The organism is Collinsella aerofaciens ATCC 25986, from assembly GCF_964239575.1.
GTDB classification, from domain to species: Bacteria; Actinomycetota; Coriobacteriia; order Coriobacteriales; family Coriobacteriaceae; genus Collinsella; species Collinsella aerofaciens_BQ.
Genome location: NZ_CAXSQQ010000017.1, coordinates 1 through 14870, shown reverse-complemented (window position 1 = coordinate 14870; position 14870 = coordinate 1). Strand labels below are relative to the sequence as shown.

Annotated in this window: 11 protein-coding genes; 8 read left to right on the top strand and 3 right to left on the bottom strand. The window is 62.5% G+C overall.

From position 1 onward, the window contains the following. Nucleotides 1–12 precede the first annotated feature (12 nt). The gene (locus ACESUZ_RS07635) at nt 13–1374 is read left to right on the top strand and encodes a leucine-rich repeat domain-containing protein (RefSeq protein WP_373199372.1); all 1362 of its coding nucleotides are present in this window, start codon (nt 13–15) and stop codon (nt 1372–1374) included. Between the two features lie 144 nt (nt 1375–1518). Here the strand turns inward: ACESUZ_RS07635 and ACESUZ_RS07630 are convergent, their stop codons facing one another. Genes ACESUZ_RS07630 through ACESUZ_RS07620 form a run of 3 tightly spaced genes read right to left on the bottom strand, consistent with a single transcriptional unit; the run spans nt 1519 to nt 4726 of the window. Continuing rightward, the gene (locus ACESUZ_RS07630) at nt 1519–2451 is read right to left on the bottom strand and encodes a relaxase/mobilization nuclease domain-containing protein (RefSeq protein ID WP_373199370.1); all 933 of its coding nucleotides are present in this window, start codon (nt 2449–2451) and stop codon (nt 1519–1521) included. Nucleotides 2452–2468: 17 nt separating this feature from the next. After that, nucleotides 2469–4325 (bottom strand): type IV secretory system conjugative DNA transfer family protein, encoded by a 1857-nt coding sequence (locus ACESUZ_RS07625; RefSeq protein ID WP_373199368.1) that lies wholly within the window; start codon nt 4323–4325, stop codon nt 2469–2471. 8 nt (nt 4326–4333) lie between these two features. Beyond that, a complete protein-coding gene (locus ACESUZ_RS07620; RefSeq protein ID WP_373199366.1) occupies nt 4334–4726 on the bottom strand; it encodes a plasmid mobilization protein in 393 nt (130 codons plus the stop codon). 668 nt (nt 4727–5394) lie between these two features. Between ACESUZ_RS07620 and bilR the strand changes: the two genes are divergently transcribed. The 7 genes from bilR (at nt 5395) to ACESUZ_RS07585 (ending at nt 14176) form a co-directional block, all read left to right on the top strand. Further along, a complete protein-coding gene (gene bilR, locus ACESUZ_RS07615) occupies nt 5395–7425 on the top strand; it encodes a bilirubin reductase, long form (protein ID WP_373199365.1) in 2031 nt (676 codons plus the stop codon). Between the two features lie 449 nt (nt 7426–7874). Further along, the gene (locus tag ACESUZ_RS07610) at nt 7875–8270 is read left to right on the top strand and encodes a helix-turn-helix domain-containing protein (protein WP_373199363.1); all 396 of its coding nucleotides are present in this window, start codon (nt 7875–7877) and stop codon (nt 8268–8270) included. A gap of 285 nt (nt 8271–8555) precedes the next feature. Beyond that, nucleotides 8556–11438: a proton-conducting transporter transmembrane domain-containing protein gene (locus tag ACESUZ_RS07605; RefSeq protein WP_373199361.1), complete on the top strand. Its 2883-nt coding sequence runs from the start codon at nt 8556–8558 to the stop codon at nt 11436–11438. A gap of 12 nt (nt 11439–11450) precedes the next feature. Continuing rightward, nucleotides 11451–12014: an NADH-quinone oxidoreductase subunit B family protein gene (locus ACESUZ_RS07600; RefSeq protein WP_373199359.1), complete on the top strand. Its 564-nt coding sequence runs from the start codon at nt 11451–11453 to the stop codon at nt 12012–12014. After that, nucleotides 12014–12733 carry an NADH-quinone oxidoreductase subunit C gene (locus tag ACESUZ_RS07595; protein ID WP_055285356.1) on the top strand — a complete coding sequence of 240 codons (720 nt, stop codon included), beginning with the start codon at nt 12014–12016 and terminating at the stop codon, nt 12731–12733. The genes ACESUZ_RS07600 and ACESUZ_RS07595 overlap by 1 nt, the downstream gene beginning before the upstream one ends. A 5-nt stretch (nt 12734–12738) precedes the next feature. Next, nucleotides 12739–13827: a hydrogenase large subunit gene (locus tag ACESUZ_RS07590; RefSeq protein ID WP_373199358.1), complete on the top strand. Its 1089-nt coding sequence runs from the start codon at nt 12739–12741 to the stop codon at nt 13825–13827. Between the two features lie 7 nt (nt 13828–13834). Next, complete coding sequence (locus ACESUZ_RS07585; protein ID WP_055251494.1) at nt 13835–14176, top strand: 4Fe-4S dicluster domain-containing protein; 342 nt, start codon at nt 13835–13837, stop codon at nt 14174–14176. The last annotated feature ends 694 nt before the right edge of the window (nt 14177–14870 follow it).

Sequence of the window (14870 nt, the reverse complement as noted above, 5' to 3'; positions counted from 1 at the left end):
CGCTCGGGGCGCATGCCGCCCCTTGAACAGGAGGTTATGATGGGAAATAGGCGTTCTGGTGGCGCGTTCCCGCTGATCGCAGCATCTGTCGTTCTGGTCGCTACGCTTGCGGCGGGGCCCACTGCCGCCCTGGCGGCGGAAGCCGGGGCTCTCGAAGTCCCGTTTGCCCAAGACCAGAGGGTCGTCTTGGCGATGGAGGGCTCCCCCGCGTCTGCGGGAGCTGGAACTGAGGGGATCGCCGCCGGCGATGGGTGGACGCTTGACGCGGACGGTGTCCTGACTATTGAGAAGGACGTCTCTAAGCCCTCTGACCTCAGGTACGAGTGGGGGCGGTACGCCGAGCGGATTCGCGAGGTGAGGCTTGCCGAGGGCGTCACCGCCATCCCGAACGGCGCGTTCGCCTCCAGCTCCTACGGGGTCAGCCCGATTGAGTACCCGAACCTCACCAAGTTCACTGCGTCCTCGACCCTGAAGACCATCGGGTGGGACGTCTTCAGCGGAACGAGGAGTCTGACGGAGGTCCACCTCAACGACGGCCTCGAGGCCGTGAACCACAGCGCCTTCGCGAACACCGGCATCACGTCCATCGTCCTTCCTGACAACGTCACGTGGGGCGGCGACTGCTTCGCGGGCTGCTCGCAGTTGGGCGGAACGCTGGTGATACCCGGCGGGTCGAAGTTCGAGGAGGGGCACAACGCGACGTTCTACGGGGTCGGCGTCGATACCGTCGTCATCGAAGAGGGGGTCACGTGGATTCCCAATGGCGCTTTCAACGGGTGCGCGAACCTGAAACGCGTCTATCTCCCGAAGTCCGTCGTCCAGATCGGCGATACCTACGAGACCTCCCCCGGGATCTACTACGATTCGTTCGATCCGTGCCTGATCGTGGGTTACAGGGGAACCGCCGCCGAGCAGTACGTCGAGCATTGGCTTGAGCTGAACCCCGAGGGGAACGAGGGTCTTGCGTTCCACGCGATCGACGGCGAGGAGCACGAGTTCGGGCCTTGGGAGTCGGTCTCCGAGGCGACCTGTACCGCAGAGTGCATCAGGAAGCACTCTTGCGCAATCTGCGGTGCCGAGCGCACCGAGGCCCTGCCCGCCTTGGGTCACGCGTGGGGCGAGGGCGTGGTGACCGCCGAGCCGACCGAGAGCGCGGAGGGCGCGAGGACGTTCACGTGCGGAAGGTGCGGCGTCACGCGCACGGAGTCGATCGCGAGGCTCGAGCAGGGGCCGTCTGCGGCAAACGGCGGGAAGACCGAAGGCGCGGGCGGGAGTCTCCCCGCCACGGGTGACCCGGCGTTCACGCTCGGGATCATGACCGCCTCCGGTGCGGCGGTCGCCGCCTTTGGAGAGGCGCTGCGTCGCAGGAAGTAGCGGACTCTGCAGAATTAGCAGATAAACAAATGCAGAGGCCTCCGGGGGAGGTCCGCAAAGGATTCCTCCGGAGGCCATTTGCTTTTCCTGCTGCCGTCGTTCATGGGTGTTTTCGGGCGGGTTGCGCTGGCGGGTCTCTGATTCCTACATGTCCCGCGTGATGTAGTCCATGGTGCGGTACAGCTGCATGCAGAGCCTTATCGCGCGCATCACCCCGTGATAGGTGAACCGGATCGTGCGCCCCGTCCTGCGGTGCGTGACGTAGCCCAGCCTCACCCCGTTCACCTTGCGCTCGCCGCCCAGCGACTTCGAGTGGAAGCGGTACTGGAGGTCGCCGCCCTTCGAGCGCCCGAGCTCGATGCCGTCCTGTGCGAGGCGGCGCGAGAGCTCCGCCATTCGGTCGGGGCAGTCGGGCACGCGCCCCACCTCCTCGATGCGCTTGGCGACTGTGCGCCTAACGCGTTCGTTCTCGGAGCGCTCGGCCTGACCCTTGCGGGCCATGTCGCGCTCGGCCGCGCCGGGCTGCCTGCCGTGCGCGCGGGAGTTAGCCTTGCCGCGTTCGAGTTGTTTGAGGCCGTACTTCTCGTCGAGGGCACGTACGGTCTCGGCGCGCGACTTCGCCGCCACTCGAGCAGGGCCCTCGTTGAGGCGCAACCCGGTGGACAAATTGCTCCTGTTTACGGCCACATGGGCGGCGAACCTGTCGGTGCCGTCGGTCTTGCAGTGCTCCCGGTGCAGGACGAGGACGCATTCGTGGTCCCCGTAGCGCGTCCGTATGTAATCGCGGGCGTAGTCCATGCAGAGCTCGGGCGTCATCTTGCCGCCGTTGCAGCTGCACTCGTCCGGATTGAAGTTGAGGGTGACGTGCTGCATGTATGTGCAGCGCGCGCCGGCCTTTCCGGGCTCGTTGTGGTGGAATTGCTCGCGAGTGGCGTGCATCTCCTCGAACCACCTGCCCTCCTCGATGATGTTCTGGGTGTCGTGCGCCAGCACCTTCTCACGGTTCCAGTCCAGATAGGACTTGATGTTCCTCAGGTGGCGCTCGCTGCAGACCGACACTTGCTTCACGGCAGTCATCCTCCTCCTTTCCGGGGCTACAGCGCGCCCCATTCGTCCTCGTCGATGGCGGGGACGCACGCTTCTGGGAAGTCCGGGCACCATGTCCGGACGTCTGCCAGCGCGCCCGAGCCGCGTTCATCGAGCTTCCTCTGGTAGGCGAGGCGCTTCGCGGCGTCCTCCTCCTCGGTGCCGAGACCGAAGTGTGCCTTCGTGGGCGTCTTGGTGCAGTCGGCCAGCGGCGCGCGGAACGCGCCCGCGCGCGATGCGGGCAGGCCGTTCACAGCCTGCTTCACCACGATGGCCCCGTCCCTGTCGGGCGCCATCTCCACCCACTCGTGCGGACGGATCACGTCGTCGGCGTGCTCGCTGTAGCTCGTGGTGCTCGATGAGGACGCGCCCCTGCTCGAGCTCGTGCCCATGGTGTGCCGGGTCGTTTTGCCGACAAGCTCGCTCGCGTAGCGTCTGTCTTCCTCCTCGCCCAGCTTGAGGAAGACTTTTACGGAGCAGTTGGCGAGGATCTTTCGGCGACCGTCGCGCTCTCCATATTTATTGAGCTGGGAGATGTTCTGCACACTTCCGCACCAGCTCAGGCCATATGAACGACCAAGGGAGAGCAGGGCTGGTAGGCATTTGACCGCGCCGAGGTTGCCCCACTCGTCGCCGAGGATGGTGAGCTTCCTCGGGACCTTTCCGCCGTTGGAGTCGGCTATGGCGTACACGGCCTTGTAGAGCTGGTCGAAGAGCACCTCGAACAGCCGGTTGTAGGGGCTCCCCTCGTCCATCACGTGGAGGAACAGCGCGGTCTTCTCAGTCAGGACGCGACGCACGTCGATATCGTCCCCGGAGGTGAGCCAGGCGATGGGGCCCGAGGCATAGATGCGCAGGTTGACCTTGAGCGTGGACAGCACGCTGCGCATCTCGTTGCCGCCGCTGCTCAGGAACTGGGAGCCGAAGATGCGCGACGGGTGGTCGTGGGGGAGCGAGCGCAGGAGCGCCTTGAGCGGGGCTGCGGGGTCGGCCCCCTCGGCCTCGGTGCCCTCGTTGATCACCCTGCACACGGTCGCCATGTTGCGGCAGTCGTCCGGGCAGTCGGGGCTGGTGGCGACATAGTAGGCGATGGAGGAGAAGAGGCCCCTCGCCGAGTTCACCCAGTGGGAGCCCTGCCCCTCGCGCTCGGCGGGAACTATCGCCGACGCCAAGTCCTCCGCAGCCTGCTCGGCGGCCTGCAAATCGCCATGGCTCGCCAGCTCGACGATGAGCTTGAGCGGGTTGAAGCGCGAGCTGCGATACGGGTGTTGCGTGTCGAGGAGCAGGACGTCGTAGCCGCGCGCCTCGATGGCTCCGCCGCACAGCTCGATGAGCTCCGACTTCACGTCCGAGATCACCACGTTCTCGGCGCTCTCGCCGAAGGTGAGCAGGTCGAGGCTCGGGATATTCTGGAACCTTGTCTTGCCAGAGCCGGTCTGGCCGATGCATATGACGTGTCGGTCGGGCTCGAAGAGGTACAGGCCGCGAGAGAAGCCGTAGACGTAGCCGCGTCCCTTCGGCTCGCTCTTTCCATCCCACGTCATGGAGCCCTTCACGACCTCTCGGCCCTCCTTGACGCGGGCGCTCCCCAAGACGCCGCCGTCCTCGGCGCGGCCCTTGGCGTTCTCGGTTGCGAAGAAGAGCAGGGAGATGAGGAAGAGCAATGCGAGGACGGCGATGGTGCCAGTCGGATGGGCGGCGAAACCGCCCGACAGCCACCAATCGGGAGCGACGGTGAGGTCGAAAGTGGGGATGGCGGTGACGCCGTATCCGTTCAAAAGGCATTCCGCTGGCTGGGCAAGGGCGGGGCAGCAAAGCACTCCGAGCACCAGAGCGCTGACGAGGGAGGGGATGAGGATTTCCATTTCTCCCCCTAACTGCGCGCCGCGGCGATAAGCGCGCAGATGTTGTCCGCTGCTGCGGAGACGCGGTGCACCGCGCGGTCGGTGTTGGCGGCGGAGTCTCCGTCTGCCCCGAAGGTATTGAGTGCGCGAGCGCATTGGTTCAAGTTCGACCCGGCGTGTTTCAAATCCGCGAACGCCTTGCGGAGCTCGGCGATGTCGATGTCCAGCGCGGGACGGGCCTCGGCGTCGCCAAGCAGTCTCATCCGCGCGAAGGCAGACATGCTCGTCCCCGCCCTGCGCGCACGCGCGCGGATGCGGGCAAGCTCCTTTTCGGTCACGCGGACGTAGATGCGCTTGCGGCGTCCCATGGGAGCGTGGTGCTCGTTGCAGTCCTGCTGGACAACGTTCGTCTTTTCGTTCATGGAAGTAATCCTTATGCTAGTTGTGGCAGAGCCTGTGGCAGGATTTGTGGCAGCAGGTCCGCTCCCACGGACTACCACAGGCTCCCTAGAATTACTTCCCGTTACCGTCTTACGAGGTAAATACCCCTAATCAACTCTCGTGCGTTTGCATGGCCTACGTAGAAAATGCCACTCATAACCCGGAGGTCGTAGGTTCAAATCCTGCCCCCGCGACCAAGAACTTGCAGCTCGTCGGCCTAGCCGGCGAGCTTTTTTGTTATTTCGGGACCGTGTTTTCGGTCCAATTCTCGGCCTCTCAAACAAAATCTCGATCTGTAACATCTAGACCCGATTTGGGCGGCTAGGTGTTACAGATCGAGATATACCGGTGCGTTGGGTCGTGTTTGTCTAAATCTGTAACACGAGGGACGGATTTTGCCGAGTTGTTGTTATAGATTGAGTTTTTCTAGCAAGCGGGTTTGGTTTGTCTCGATCTGTAACAGTAAGACCCAGTTTTGCCGCGTAACTGTTACAGATTGAGATAAACCGACGGGCCGCCCCGCCCATCCCCATCCACCTGCCGCTACCTGCTGTCCGCCGATTTCCGTTGCGCTGTTGTATTCCCATGCCATATCCTCTAGACAACTACGCGGCACCATCGCCGCCGCGCCTACAAGAGAGGAATGTCCATGACCGCACCTGCATCCAAGCTGCTCCAGCCCATTACGGTTGGCCCCCTTGAGCTCAAAAACCGCATTATGTTCCCGCCGCTGACCACCGGCTACGAGGAGCGTGACGGTTCCATCGGCGAGCGCAGCCTGGCTTTTTACGAGCGCTTGGCCCGTGGCGGCGTGAGCTACATCGTCATCGGCGACGTTGCTCCCGTCATGACCGCAAGCCCCACGCCCAAGCTGGCGACCGACGCCCAAATCCCCACGTTTAAGGCCCTGGCCGATGCCGTCCACAAGCACGGCGCCAAGGTCGCGCTGCAGCTGTTCCACCCCGAGTACGACGTGCCCGGTGTCGGCCGCATGGTCATGGGTTCCATGGCCGCCGCCAAGGCCGCGCAGGAGGCCAAGGCCGCCGGCGACGAGGAGGCCTTTGCCGCCAAGATGGCCGAGTCCAACGAGATCCGCAATCAGGCATACGCCAAGCTGCACCACGACATGCAGCACTTTGTGAACGAGGCGAGCGTAGAGCAGCTCACCCAGATCAAGGAGGCCATCGCCGCCTCGGCCGCCCGCGCGCAGCAGGCCGGCATCGACGCCATCGAGGTCCACGGCGACCGCCTGGTGGGTTCGCTGTGCTCGGCCATCCTCAACCAGCGCACCGACGAGTACGGTGGTTCGTTCGAGAACCGCGTTCGCTACGCGCTGGAGGTCGTCGCTGCCATTAAGGAAGCCGCGCCGCAGCTGATGGTGGAGTACAAGCTCCCCGTGATCATGGAGAACCCCGATGGCACGCCGCGCGGCAAGGGTGGCTTGCAGCCCGACGAGGCATGCGAGTTCGCCAAGCTGCTCGAGGGTGCGGGCATCGACATGATCCAGGTCGCACAGGCAAACCACACCGGCAACATGGGCGACACCATTCCGCCCATGGGCGCCATGCCCTACAACTGGACGCTGCCCGTGGCCGAGCGCGTCAAGGCCCTGGTCTCCGTGCCGGTGGCAACCGTCGGCCGCGTGGTCTCGGTCGAGGCCGGCGAGAAGATTCTGGAAGACGGCGCTGCCGACATCATCGCCTACGGCCGCTCGCTCATGTGCGACCCCGACATTGCGCTGAAGGCCGCCACGGGCGAGCCCATCCGCGAGTGCCTCAACTGCAACAAGGGTTGCGTCGACGCGATCCAAAACCGCAAGTACATCTCGTGCGTGCTCAACGCCGAGAACGGTGACGAGGCGACCATCGCCATCAAGCCGGGCGAGGGCGACAAGAAGATCGCCGTGGTGGGCGGCGGTATTGCCGGCCTGGAGGCCGCACGCGTGGCGGCCAAGCGCGGCTACGACGTGACCATCTACGAGGCGAGCGATCACTTGGGCGGCCAGATTGTGCTGGCGGCTGCGCCTCCGCGCAAGGACGAGATCATGCGCTCGGTCGAGTATTACGAGAAGATTCTGCCTGGTCTGGGCGTGAAGGTTGAGCTCAGCCATGCCGCTACCGCTGAGGACCTCAACGCCGCCGACGCCGCGATTGTGGCCGTGGGCGCGCACGACGTGGTCATCCCCGTTCCGGGTGCCGATTCGGACAAGGTCGTCTCGAGCTGGGACGTGCTGGCCGGCAAGGTGGAGCTTACGGGCCGCGTCGCTGTCATTGGCGGTGGCCTGGTGGGCACCGAGACTGCCGAATACCTGCTGCAGCACGGCTGCGAGGTGGCGATCGTGGAGATGCTCGACAAGATTGCCGCGGGCGAGTCCGAGACCATTCTGCCGCTGATTATGAGCGACTTTGCCGAGCACAACGTGGAGCAGCACGTGAAGACCCGCCTGACCGCCATTACCGACGAGGGCGTGGAGGCTGTTCACACCACCGAGGACGGCGCCGAGGAGCCGGTAAAAATCGCCTGCGATTACGTGGTGATGGCCGTGGGCTCCAAGGCCAACGCGTTTGACTTGGATGGCGTGACGGTGCCCGTGACCCGCGTGGGCGACTGCTCGGGCGAGCGCACCGCCGACATTGCGAGCGCCATTCGCACGGCATATCACGCGGCCAACGAGCTGTAGTTGAACATCGCGGCCAGGCGGGGCGGTAGCACGGATCCGTCTCGCCCGGCTGTGTCCCGTCGGGTGTCAACCGGTGCGGGGCCTGCAAGCGCAGCAGGTCCCGCCCTTTTTGTTTTACTCCGGTGGATAGCAATGCGAGGTAATCATGAGGAGTGAGGACGTCCACTGCCTTGCGGATCACTCAAAATTATTGGGGGAGGGGTTAATAACCATATCCTCTATACCAAAGGACATAAAGAGATGCCAATTTTGTTGACAAGCGAATGACGATTAGCTGCGAGTCAGCTACCAGCGTAAATAATCGATAAAGATATGTCGTAATTTGGTGCCAAATGCCCAGATAATGCCGCGTCTATTTTAATTAACTGCTTTGAGCAAACAGTAAAATGCTACTATCTAACTTGCACGTAAGAAGGCAGATTAACGGTTAAGGCTAAGAAGTGGCAGGTATGTCGGAAGCAACTAGGACTCGCACGCATGCGCCCGAGGTTAGGCAGCGCGCCGTCGAGATCCTCCAAGAGGGGGTCGGTCATCGCGCCCTCGCCGCGGAGCTTGGCATTCCCCAGGCCACGGCTCGTCAGTGGGCCCGCGCGTATGCCGTGGGCGGTGCCGACGCCGTTCTCAATGCCGGTTCGCATCATCACACCTATTCGTACGACGTAAAGCTCGCTGTGGTTAAGGACCGTCTGGAAAACGGCTTGACGGTTCGCGAGGCCATGATCAAGCACAAGATTCCCAGCGAGTCTTCGGTCAAGGCTTGGTGCCGCCAGTACCGCGAGAGCGTTGAGTCCGCACTGGTCGATAAGCCGCGCGGTCGCAAGCCGCGCGTTAAAAAGGCGGAATAGCGAACGGGATGGTGCGCCCACAGGGGCGCATTTTTCTTGCCGCGCCAACTTTTTGGACCGGCGCGAGCCTGTCGGGACATCCTCCAAAGTGGCCAATAAACCGCGCGCAGTGGCCCGCGCGCCTGTCGCTGCGATAGGGGAGCGTCGCCCCACTGCTCCAAAGCGGACGTGCCCTTACCCCGTACGCCTAAAACTCCCCAGTTGACCGAAAACCTGCCGCCGCTGCTCCTCAATTGAGCTATAACGTTAAACAATTGCAGCGTTTTTGCATGGGGGAGTGATGGTATGACGCTACTGTATTTCCTTACCCTGTTTCCGCTGGTACCGGCGCTGAGCATGCTGCTCGCGCGCGGTGACCGCGCCCGCGATGCGGTGGGGCTCATAGGTTCCGGCATTATTATGGCGGTGACAGTTGTAGTCGCCGTCATGTTTTTTGGCACGGGTCCGCAGAGCTTTGAGGTTGCCCCCGGGACCTCGCATGTGCTCTCGATCATCAGTTCCGTCATCGACGTCATCCTGTGCGCCGTCATCCTGTGCAACGCGTACAAATATAGGAACGCGCTCACCACGGTGCTCGGCATAGTCCAGCTGGTGGGCTCGCTTGCCTTTGCAGCCATGACGCTGCCCGCGGCCGAAGCCGTCACGGCGACGCCGCTCTACCTGGACTACATGAGCGTGATCATGGTCCTCGCCGTCGGTATCGTCGGCAGCCTGATCTGCGTGTATGCCTTGGGTTATATGAAGGACTTCCAGGCCCATGACGAGCACGAGGCTGCGCTGCGCGGGCAGACCGCGCCCGACCGTCGCCCGCAGTTCCTGGCGCTTATGTTCCTGTTCCTCTCAGCCATGTTCGTCATCGTGACGAGCGACAACCTTGAGTGGCTGTTCTGCGGCTGGGAAATCACCACCGTGTGCTCGTTTCTCATGATTGGCTACACGCGCACGCCCGAGGCCGTCAAGAACGCCTTCACCCAGATCATCCTCAACATGCTGGGCGGCATCGCGTTTTTGGCCGGACTCATGTACCTGCACGTTAACGGCATGCCGCTGACCATCTCGGGCATGATCGAGCTTTCCGGCGCCGGAACCGCGCAATCCGCGCTGCTGGTGATGCCGGTCGTTCTGCTGTCGCTCGCCGCGCTCACCAAGGCCGCGCAGATGCCGTTCCATACCTGGCTGCTCGGTGCTATGGTTGCCCCCACTCCCACGAGCGCCCTGCTGCACTCGTCAACCATGGTCAAGGCCGGCGTGTTCCTGATGGTCAAGCTGAGCCCGCTCTATGCCATCTATCCCGTGACCGGCTTTATGGTCACGAGCGTGGGTGCCATCACGTTTTTGCTCGCTGCCCTCATGGCCATCTCGCAGAGCAACGCCAAACGCGTGCTCGCGTACTCCACCATTTCCAACTTGGGCCTCATCAGTGCCTGCTTGGGTGTCGGCGCGCCCGAGGCCGTATGGGCGGCCATCTTCCTGATCCTGTTCCATACGGTGGCAAAGTCGCTGCTGTTCCTGTGCGTGGGCACGGCCGAGCATCATATCGGCAGCCGCAATATCGAGGACATGGACGGCATGTTCAGCCGCATGCCGCACCTGACGCGCCTGATGATGCTGGGCATCATGGGCATGTTCGTGGCGCCGTTTGGCATGCTCGTGTCCAAGTGGGGCGCCCTGGTGGCGTTCGCGCAGACTGGCAACGTGCTCATGATCATGGTGCTGGCCTTTGGCTCGGCCGCGACGTTTTTCTTCTGGGGCAAGTGGCTTGCCAAGCTTTCGGGCGTCGACCCCACGGCTCAAAACGTTGAGGTCAATGTCCATAAGACCGAATGGATGGCCCTCAACACCATCGCCGCGCTGCTGATTCTGTGCTGCGTGGCGTTCCCGGTTATCTCGAGCGGTCTGGTGTCGCCTTACTTGGCCATGGTGTTTGGCCGCGTGCCGTACGTTATTGGCAAGGACGCCATGTACCTGATGGTGGTTATCGTGGCGTTTATCGCCGTGGTGCTGCTGACTTCATTCCGAGTGAGCAACAAACCGCATGTAAACGTATATCTTTCGGGCGTGGGAACCGACAAATATCGCCATTTCCGCGGCTCGATGGGGCACGAGGTGAAGGCCGAAAAGCGCAATTGGTACTCGGAGGACGCCCTTGGCGAGAAGCGTATTGGCCCCGCGGGTAGCGTCGTGTGCTGCAGCATCATCTTGTTTGCGCTGCTGTGTTGCGCGTGGATTGGGCCCGAGCGACTTGCCATGAGCGCGCCCTCGGTGCTGCGCGGCAAATATTTTGAAGGTTCGGGCGTCGTGGGCATTTTTATTGGCACCGTGGCGTTTGCCTTGCTGGCGCCGTTTGTGGGTGGCCTGATCGACGGCGTTGACCGTAAGCTTTCGGCCCGCATGCAGGGCCGCGTGGGCCCGCGCCTGCTGCAGCCCTTCTACGACGTTGCCAAGCTGCTGCGCAAGGCCCCCGCCAGCGTAAATACCATGGACGATACCTACATGGCGTGCGCGCTCATCTTTACCGTCGTGGGCGGCGGCATCTTTGTGTCGGGTTCCAACACACTGCTGTGCGCCTTTATGGTTACGCTCGCCGCGATCTTTGTGGTGTTGGCGTCCGCCTCGACGCAAAGCCCGTTTGCCCAGGTTGGCGCCGATCGTGAGTTACTGCAGGTTATGAGTTACGAGCCCGCCGTTTTGCTGATGAGCGTGGGCCTGTACCTTGCCACCGACAGCTTCGATTCCATCGCCGTGACGGGGCAGTCGGCCCCCATCATCGTGTACAGCGCGCCCATTTTCCTGGCGCTGCTCGCGGTGCTTACCATCAAGCTGCGCAAGTCGCCGTTTGACCTTTCGTACTCGCATCACGCGCATCAGGAGATCGTCCAGGGCGTCGCCACCGAGATGAGCGGCGGCACGCTGGCCAAGATGACCCTTATGCACTGGTGCGAGACCGTGCTGTTTTTGATGTGGGTGGGCATGTTCTTTGTTTGGGACAACCCCGTGAGCTGGGTTGTAGCCCTGGTCGTGATGGCCGCGACGTATTTTGTCGAGGTCCTGATCGACAACACCTTCGCACGCAGCACCTGGCGCAGCTGCTTTAGGCTCGGATGGGGCGTGGCGCTGGTGTTTGGCCTGCTCAACCTTATGCCCATCCTCGTTGACGTGTTTATTTAGGAGGCGGCATCCATGGATCATAAAATGTCGCGCTCGCCGTGGGTCATTCATTACGACGGCTCGAGCTGCAACGGATGCGATATCGAGGTGCTGGCCTCGCTCACGCCGCTGTTCGATGCGGAGCGCTTTGGCGTGGTCAACACCGGCAACCCCAAGCATGCGGACATCTTTTTGGTGACGGGGTCGGTCAATGCCCAGAACCTGCCCGTCGTGCGCCAAATCTACAGCCAGATGCTCGAGCCCAAGTGCGTGGTGGCGTGCGGCATTTGCGCGTGTTCGGGCGGCGTATTCCGCGATGCCTATAACGTGATCGGCGGCGTGGACCGCGCGATTCCCGTGGACGTGTATGCGCCCGGGTGCGCCATTCGTCCCGAGACCGTGATCGATGCCATCGTGGAGGCGTGCGGCATCCTTGATCAGAAGGAGGCCGTGATGCGCGCCGGCGGTGACCCGCTTACCGTGGGCGGCGCTGCTACCTGGGATGGCGGCGTCGAGTTGGGCGAGGACGGGTTCGTGGCTGCGGGGGCCGGCGACGCGCCTGATGGGACGCCCGCCACTGCAAAGGAGGCCGAGTAATGCAAAAGGCTATCTATACCACCGTCGGGATCGATGAACTGTTGCCGCATGTGCAGGCGCTCAAAGGTACCGGCGCGCGCTTTGTGCAGATGCATGCCGAGCGCTGTGTGGACGACGGATCGTATCGCTTGGTCTATACGTTTATCGACGTTCGTGCTGCTCAGGAGCATATTGCGCAGGACGGCAGCTATGCGATCGAGAACCTGGTGGTTGAGGGCATCGACCAGTACCAGGAGATTCCGTCCATCAGCTCGTACTATCCGGCGGTATTCCCGTTTGAAAACGAGGCGCACGACCTGTTTGGTCTTGCCATCACCGATATGCAGATTGACTTTAAGGGCTTTTTCTACCAGGTCTCGACTGCCGAGCCCATGAGCGTTATCACGCCCGAGGTGAAGGCCGCGCGCGAGAAAGCCATGAAGGTGCGTGCCGCCGCCGAGGCCAAGGCGCGCAAGGCCGCTGCCGAGAAGGCCGCCGCGGCTGCGGCTGCTGCAGGGGAGAGCGCTGCGAGTGCCGGCGATGCTTCGGCTGCGGCGAGCGCCCAGTCCGCTGCGGCTGCCGGCTCCGATGCTCAGCACGATGAAACTGCTGCGAAGGCCGCGCTCAAGGCCGCTGAGATGGAGGCAAAGCTCGCCGCCATGGATCCCGAGAAAGCGGCCAAGGTCCGCGCGGCGCTTGCCGCCAAGGTCGCCCGCGACAAGCAGAAAAAGGAGGCGTAAGGTCCATGGCACATCGCTCCGTTATTCCGTTTGGCCCGCAGCACCCGGTGCTGCCCGAGCCGCTTCATCTGGACCTGGTGATTGAGGACGACCGCGTTCTCGAGGCAATTCCGCAGATCGGCTTTGTGCACCGCGGACTCGAGAAGCTCACCGAAAAGCGCGACATGCACCAGTTTGGCTACATCGCCGAGCGCATCTGTGGCATTTGCGCCGTGGGTCACAGCTGCGGCTATGCCAGCGCCTGCGAACGCATGCTCGACATCGAGGTGCCCGGCCGCGTGCAGTATATCCGCACCATTTTGCACGAGCTTTCGCGCATCCACTCGCATCTGCTGTGGCTGGGCCTGCTCGCCGACGCCTTTGGTTTTGAGGCGCTGTTCTATCGGTCGTGGACCCTGCGCGAGCAGATACTCAAGATTTTTGAGAGCACCTGCGGCGGCCGCGTGATTCTGTCGATCAACGAGATCGGCGGCCTTAAGCACGACATTGAGGACTCCGAGCTGGCGGGTATTGTCCAGACGCTCGACGCCATGCGCCCCGACTACGAGGCCCTGGTGCATACGTTTTTGGACGACAACAGCTGCGGCGAGCGCCTGCATGGCGTGGGCGTGATCAGCAAGAAAGACGCGCTGGATCTGTCGATGGTCGGCCCGTTCGGCCGCGCCTCGGGCGTGGATTACGACGTGCGCATGTTCGGCGACGGCGCCTATGCGGATCTGGCCGCGTTTGAGCCCATCGTTGCTACCGATGGCGATTGCTATGCCCGCTGCCAGGTGCGTTGCGCCGAGGTCACGCAGGCCATGGACATTATCAAGGAGCTTGTCGGCAGGATTCCGCACGACGGCATCGGCGGGCGTACCAAGCTCACACCGGCCGACGGCGCGCGCGGCGAGGTTGTGATTGAGCAACCGCGCGGCGAGGCGTATTACTATGTGCGCGGTAACGGCACCAAGAACCTGGACCGTTTCCGCGTGCGCACGCCGACGTCGCAGAACCTGGCGGGTCTGACGCATGCGCTGCAGGGCGTGCTCCTTGCCAACGTGCCCATGATTATCCTGACCATTGACCCCTGCATTAGCTGCACGGAAAGGTAGGCGCGGCATGAGTTTACTGACATTTGCCAAGACGGCCTTGGGTTCTATGGTCAAGCAGCCGGTCACGGTGTGCTATCCGCAGGAGAAGCTCGCGGCGCCCGAGCGCCTGCGCGGGCATATCGTCAACGACATGGACGTGTGCATTTGCTGCGGCATGTGTGCGCGTCGCTGTCCGGCGGGCGCGCTCGCGGTCGATCGCAAGGGCGGAACGTGGTCGATCGATCCGTATGCCTGCGTGGTGTGCGGTGAGTGCATCGAGAGCTGCCCCAAGCACTGCCTGACTATGGACACCGCCCGCACCCCAGTCGCAGCGGACAAGACTCCCACAGTAGAAACCAAGCCGGAATAGCGCTGGAATAGGGGCCGGTGGGGCAAAAATGCCCCACCGGCCCCGCGCTTAAACGCGCGGTTGTGCCGTCGCGAACAAAACTATGACGGATTACGGGGCTGGATAGCGAATCTCCGACCATGCAGAAAATCGCAAAAACAAAACCGCAGGTAGACAGCCTGCCGTTTTTCAAAAAATGAGGGTATGGATGAGGGTCCCGACTTTAGCCCCGTAATCCGGCATAGTTTTGAAATGGCACCATATCCGTAACAGCCCTTGATCTCCCGGGGACGGAGGAAAACGGGTCATTTTGGCCTTGCGAGGGCTGCCACGTGACCCGTTTGCCACGAAATGGGCCCATCTACTACGTTTAGGCTGCTACCCTCAACCATGGCGAACAACGCAAAAACAAAACCGCAGGTAAATTGCCCGCGGTTTTTCATGAAACGCGGCTATGGTCAGGGGTATCGGGTCAAACGTAGTAGACGGGCCGGTTTCGTGGCGAGCGCCATCGACTGCCCCCTTTGGGGACGGAGGAAAGCGGATCATTTTTGCCTGATGGCTCCGAGTCGCACCCGTTTTCCTGCGAAAACGCCGTGTCTCAACTTTGGTGAGACATTTGTCTCACGCCCAAAACAGGGTAGTGTCGAGAAAGTTGGTGTAGAGCCCCATCCGAAGCGAGTCGGCCCGGCGTCCTAGAATCTGGAACACGGTT

Bases quoted from the DNA above. Each gene is read 5' to 3' on its own strand.
- ACESUZ_RS07635 (WP_373199372.1), top strand. From the start codon at position 13: ATGCCGCCCCTTGAACAGGAGGTTATGATGGGAAATAGGCGTTCTGGT.
- ACESUZ_RS07630 (WP_373199370.1), bottom strand. From the start codon at position 2,451: ATGACTGCCGTGAAGCAAGTGTCGGTCTGCAGCGAGCGCCACCTGAGG.
- ACESUZ_RS07625 (WP_373199368.1), bottom strand. From the start codon at position 4,325: ATGGAAATCCTCATCCCCTCCCTCGTCAGCGCTCTGGTGCTCGGAGTG.
- ACESUZ_RS07620 (WP_373199366.1), bottom strand. From the start codon at position 4,726: ATGAACGAAAAGACGAACGTTGTCCAGCAGGACTGCAACGAGCACCAC.
- bilR (WP_373199365.1), top strand. From the start codon at position 5,395: ATGACCGCACCTGCATCCAAGCTGCTCCAGCCCATTACGGTTGGCCCC.
- ACESUZ_RS07610 (WP_373199363.1), top strand. From the start codon at position 7,875: ATGTCGGAAGCAACTAGGACTCGCACGCATGCGCCCGAGGTTAGGCAG.
- ACESUZ_RS07605 (WP_373199361.1), top strand. From the start codon at position 8,556: ATGACGCTACTGTATTTCCTTACCCTGTTTCCGCTGGTACCGGCGCTG.
- ACESUZ_RS07600 (WP_373199359.1), top strand. From the start codon at position 11,451: ATGGATCATAAAATGTCGCGCTCGCCGTGGGTCATTCATTACGACGGC.
- ACESUZ_RS07595 (WP_055285356.1), top strand. From the start codon at position 12,014: ATGCAAAAGGCTATCTATACCACCGTCGGGATCGATGAACTGTTGCCG.
- ACESUZ_RS07590 (WP_373199358.1), top strand. From the start codon at position 12,739: ATGGCACATCGCTCCGTTATTCCGTTTGGCCCGCAGCACCCGGTGCTG.
- ACESUZ_RS07585 (WP_055251494.1), top strand. From the start codon at position 13,835: ATGAGTTTACTGACATTTGCCAAGACGGCCTTGGGTTCTATGGTCAAG.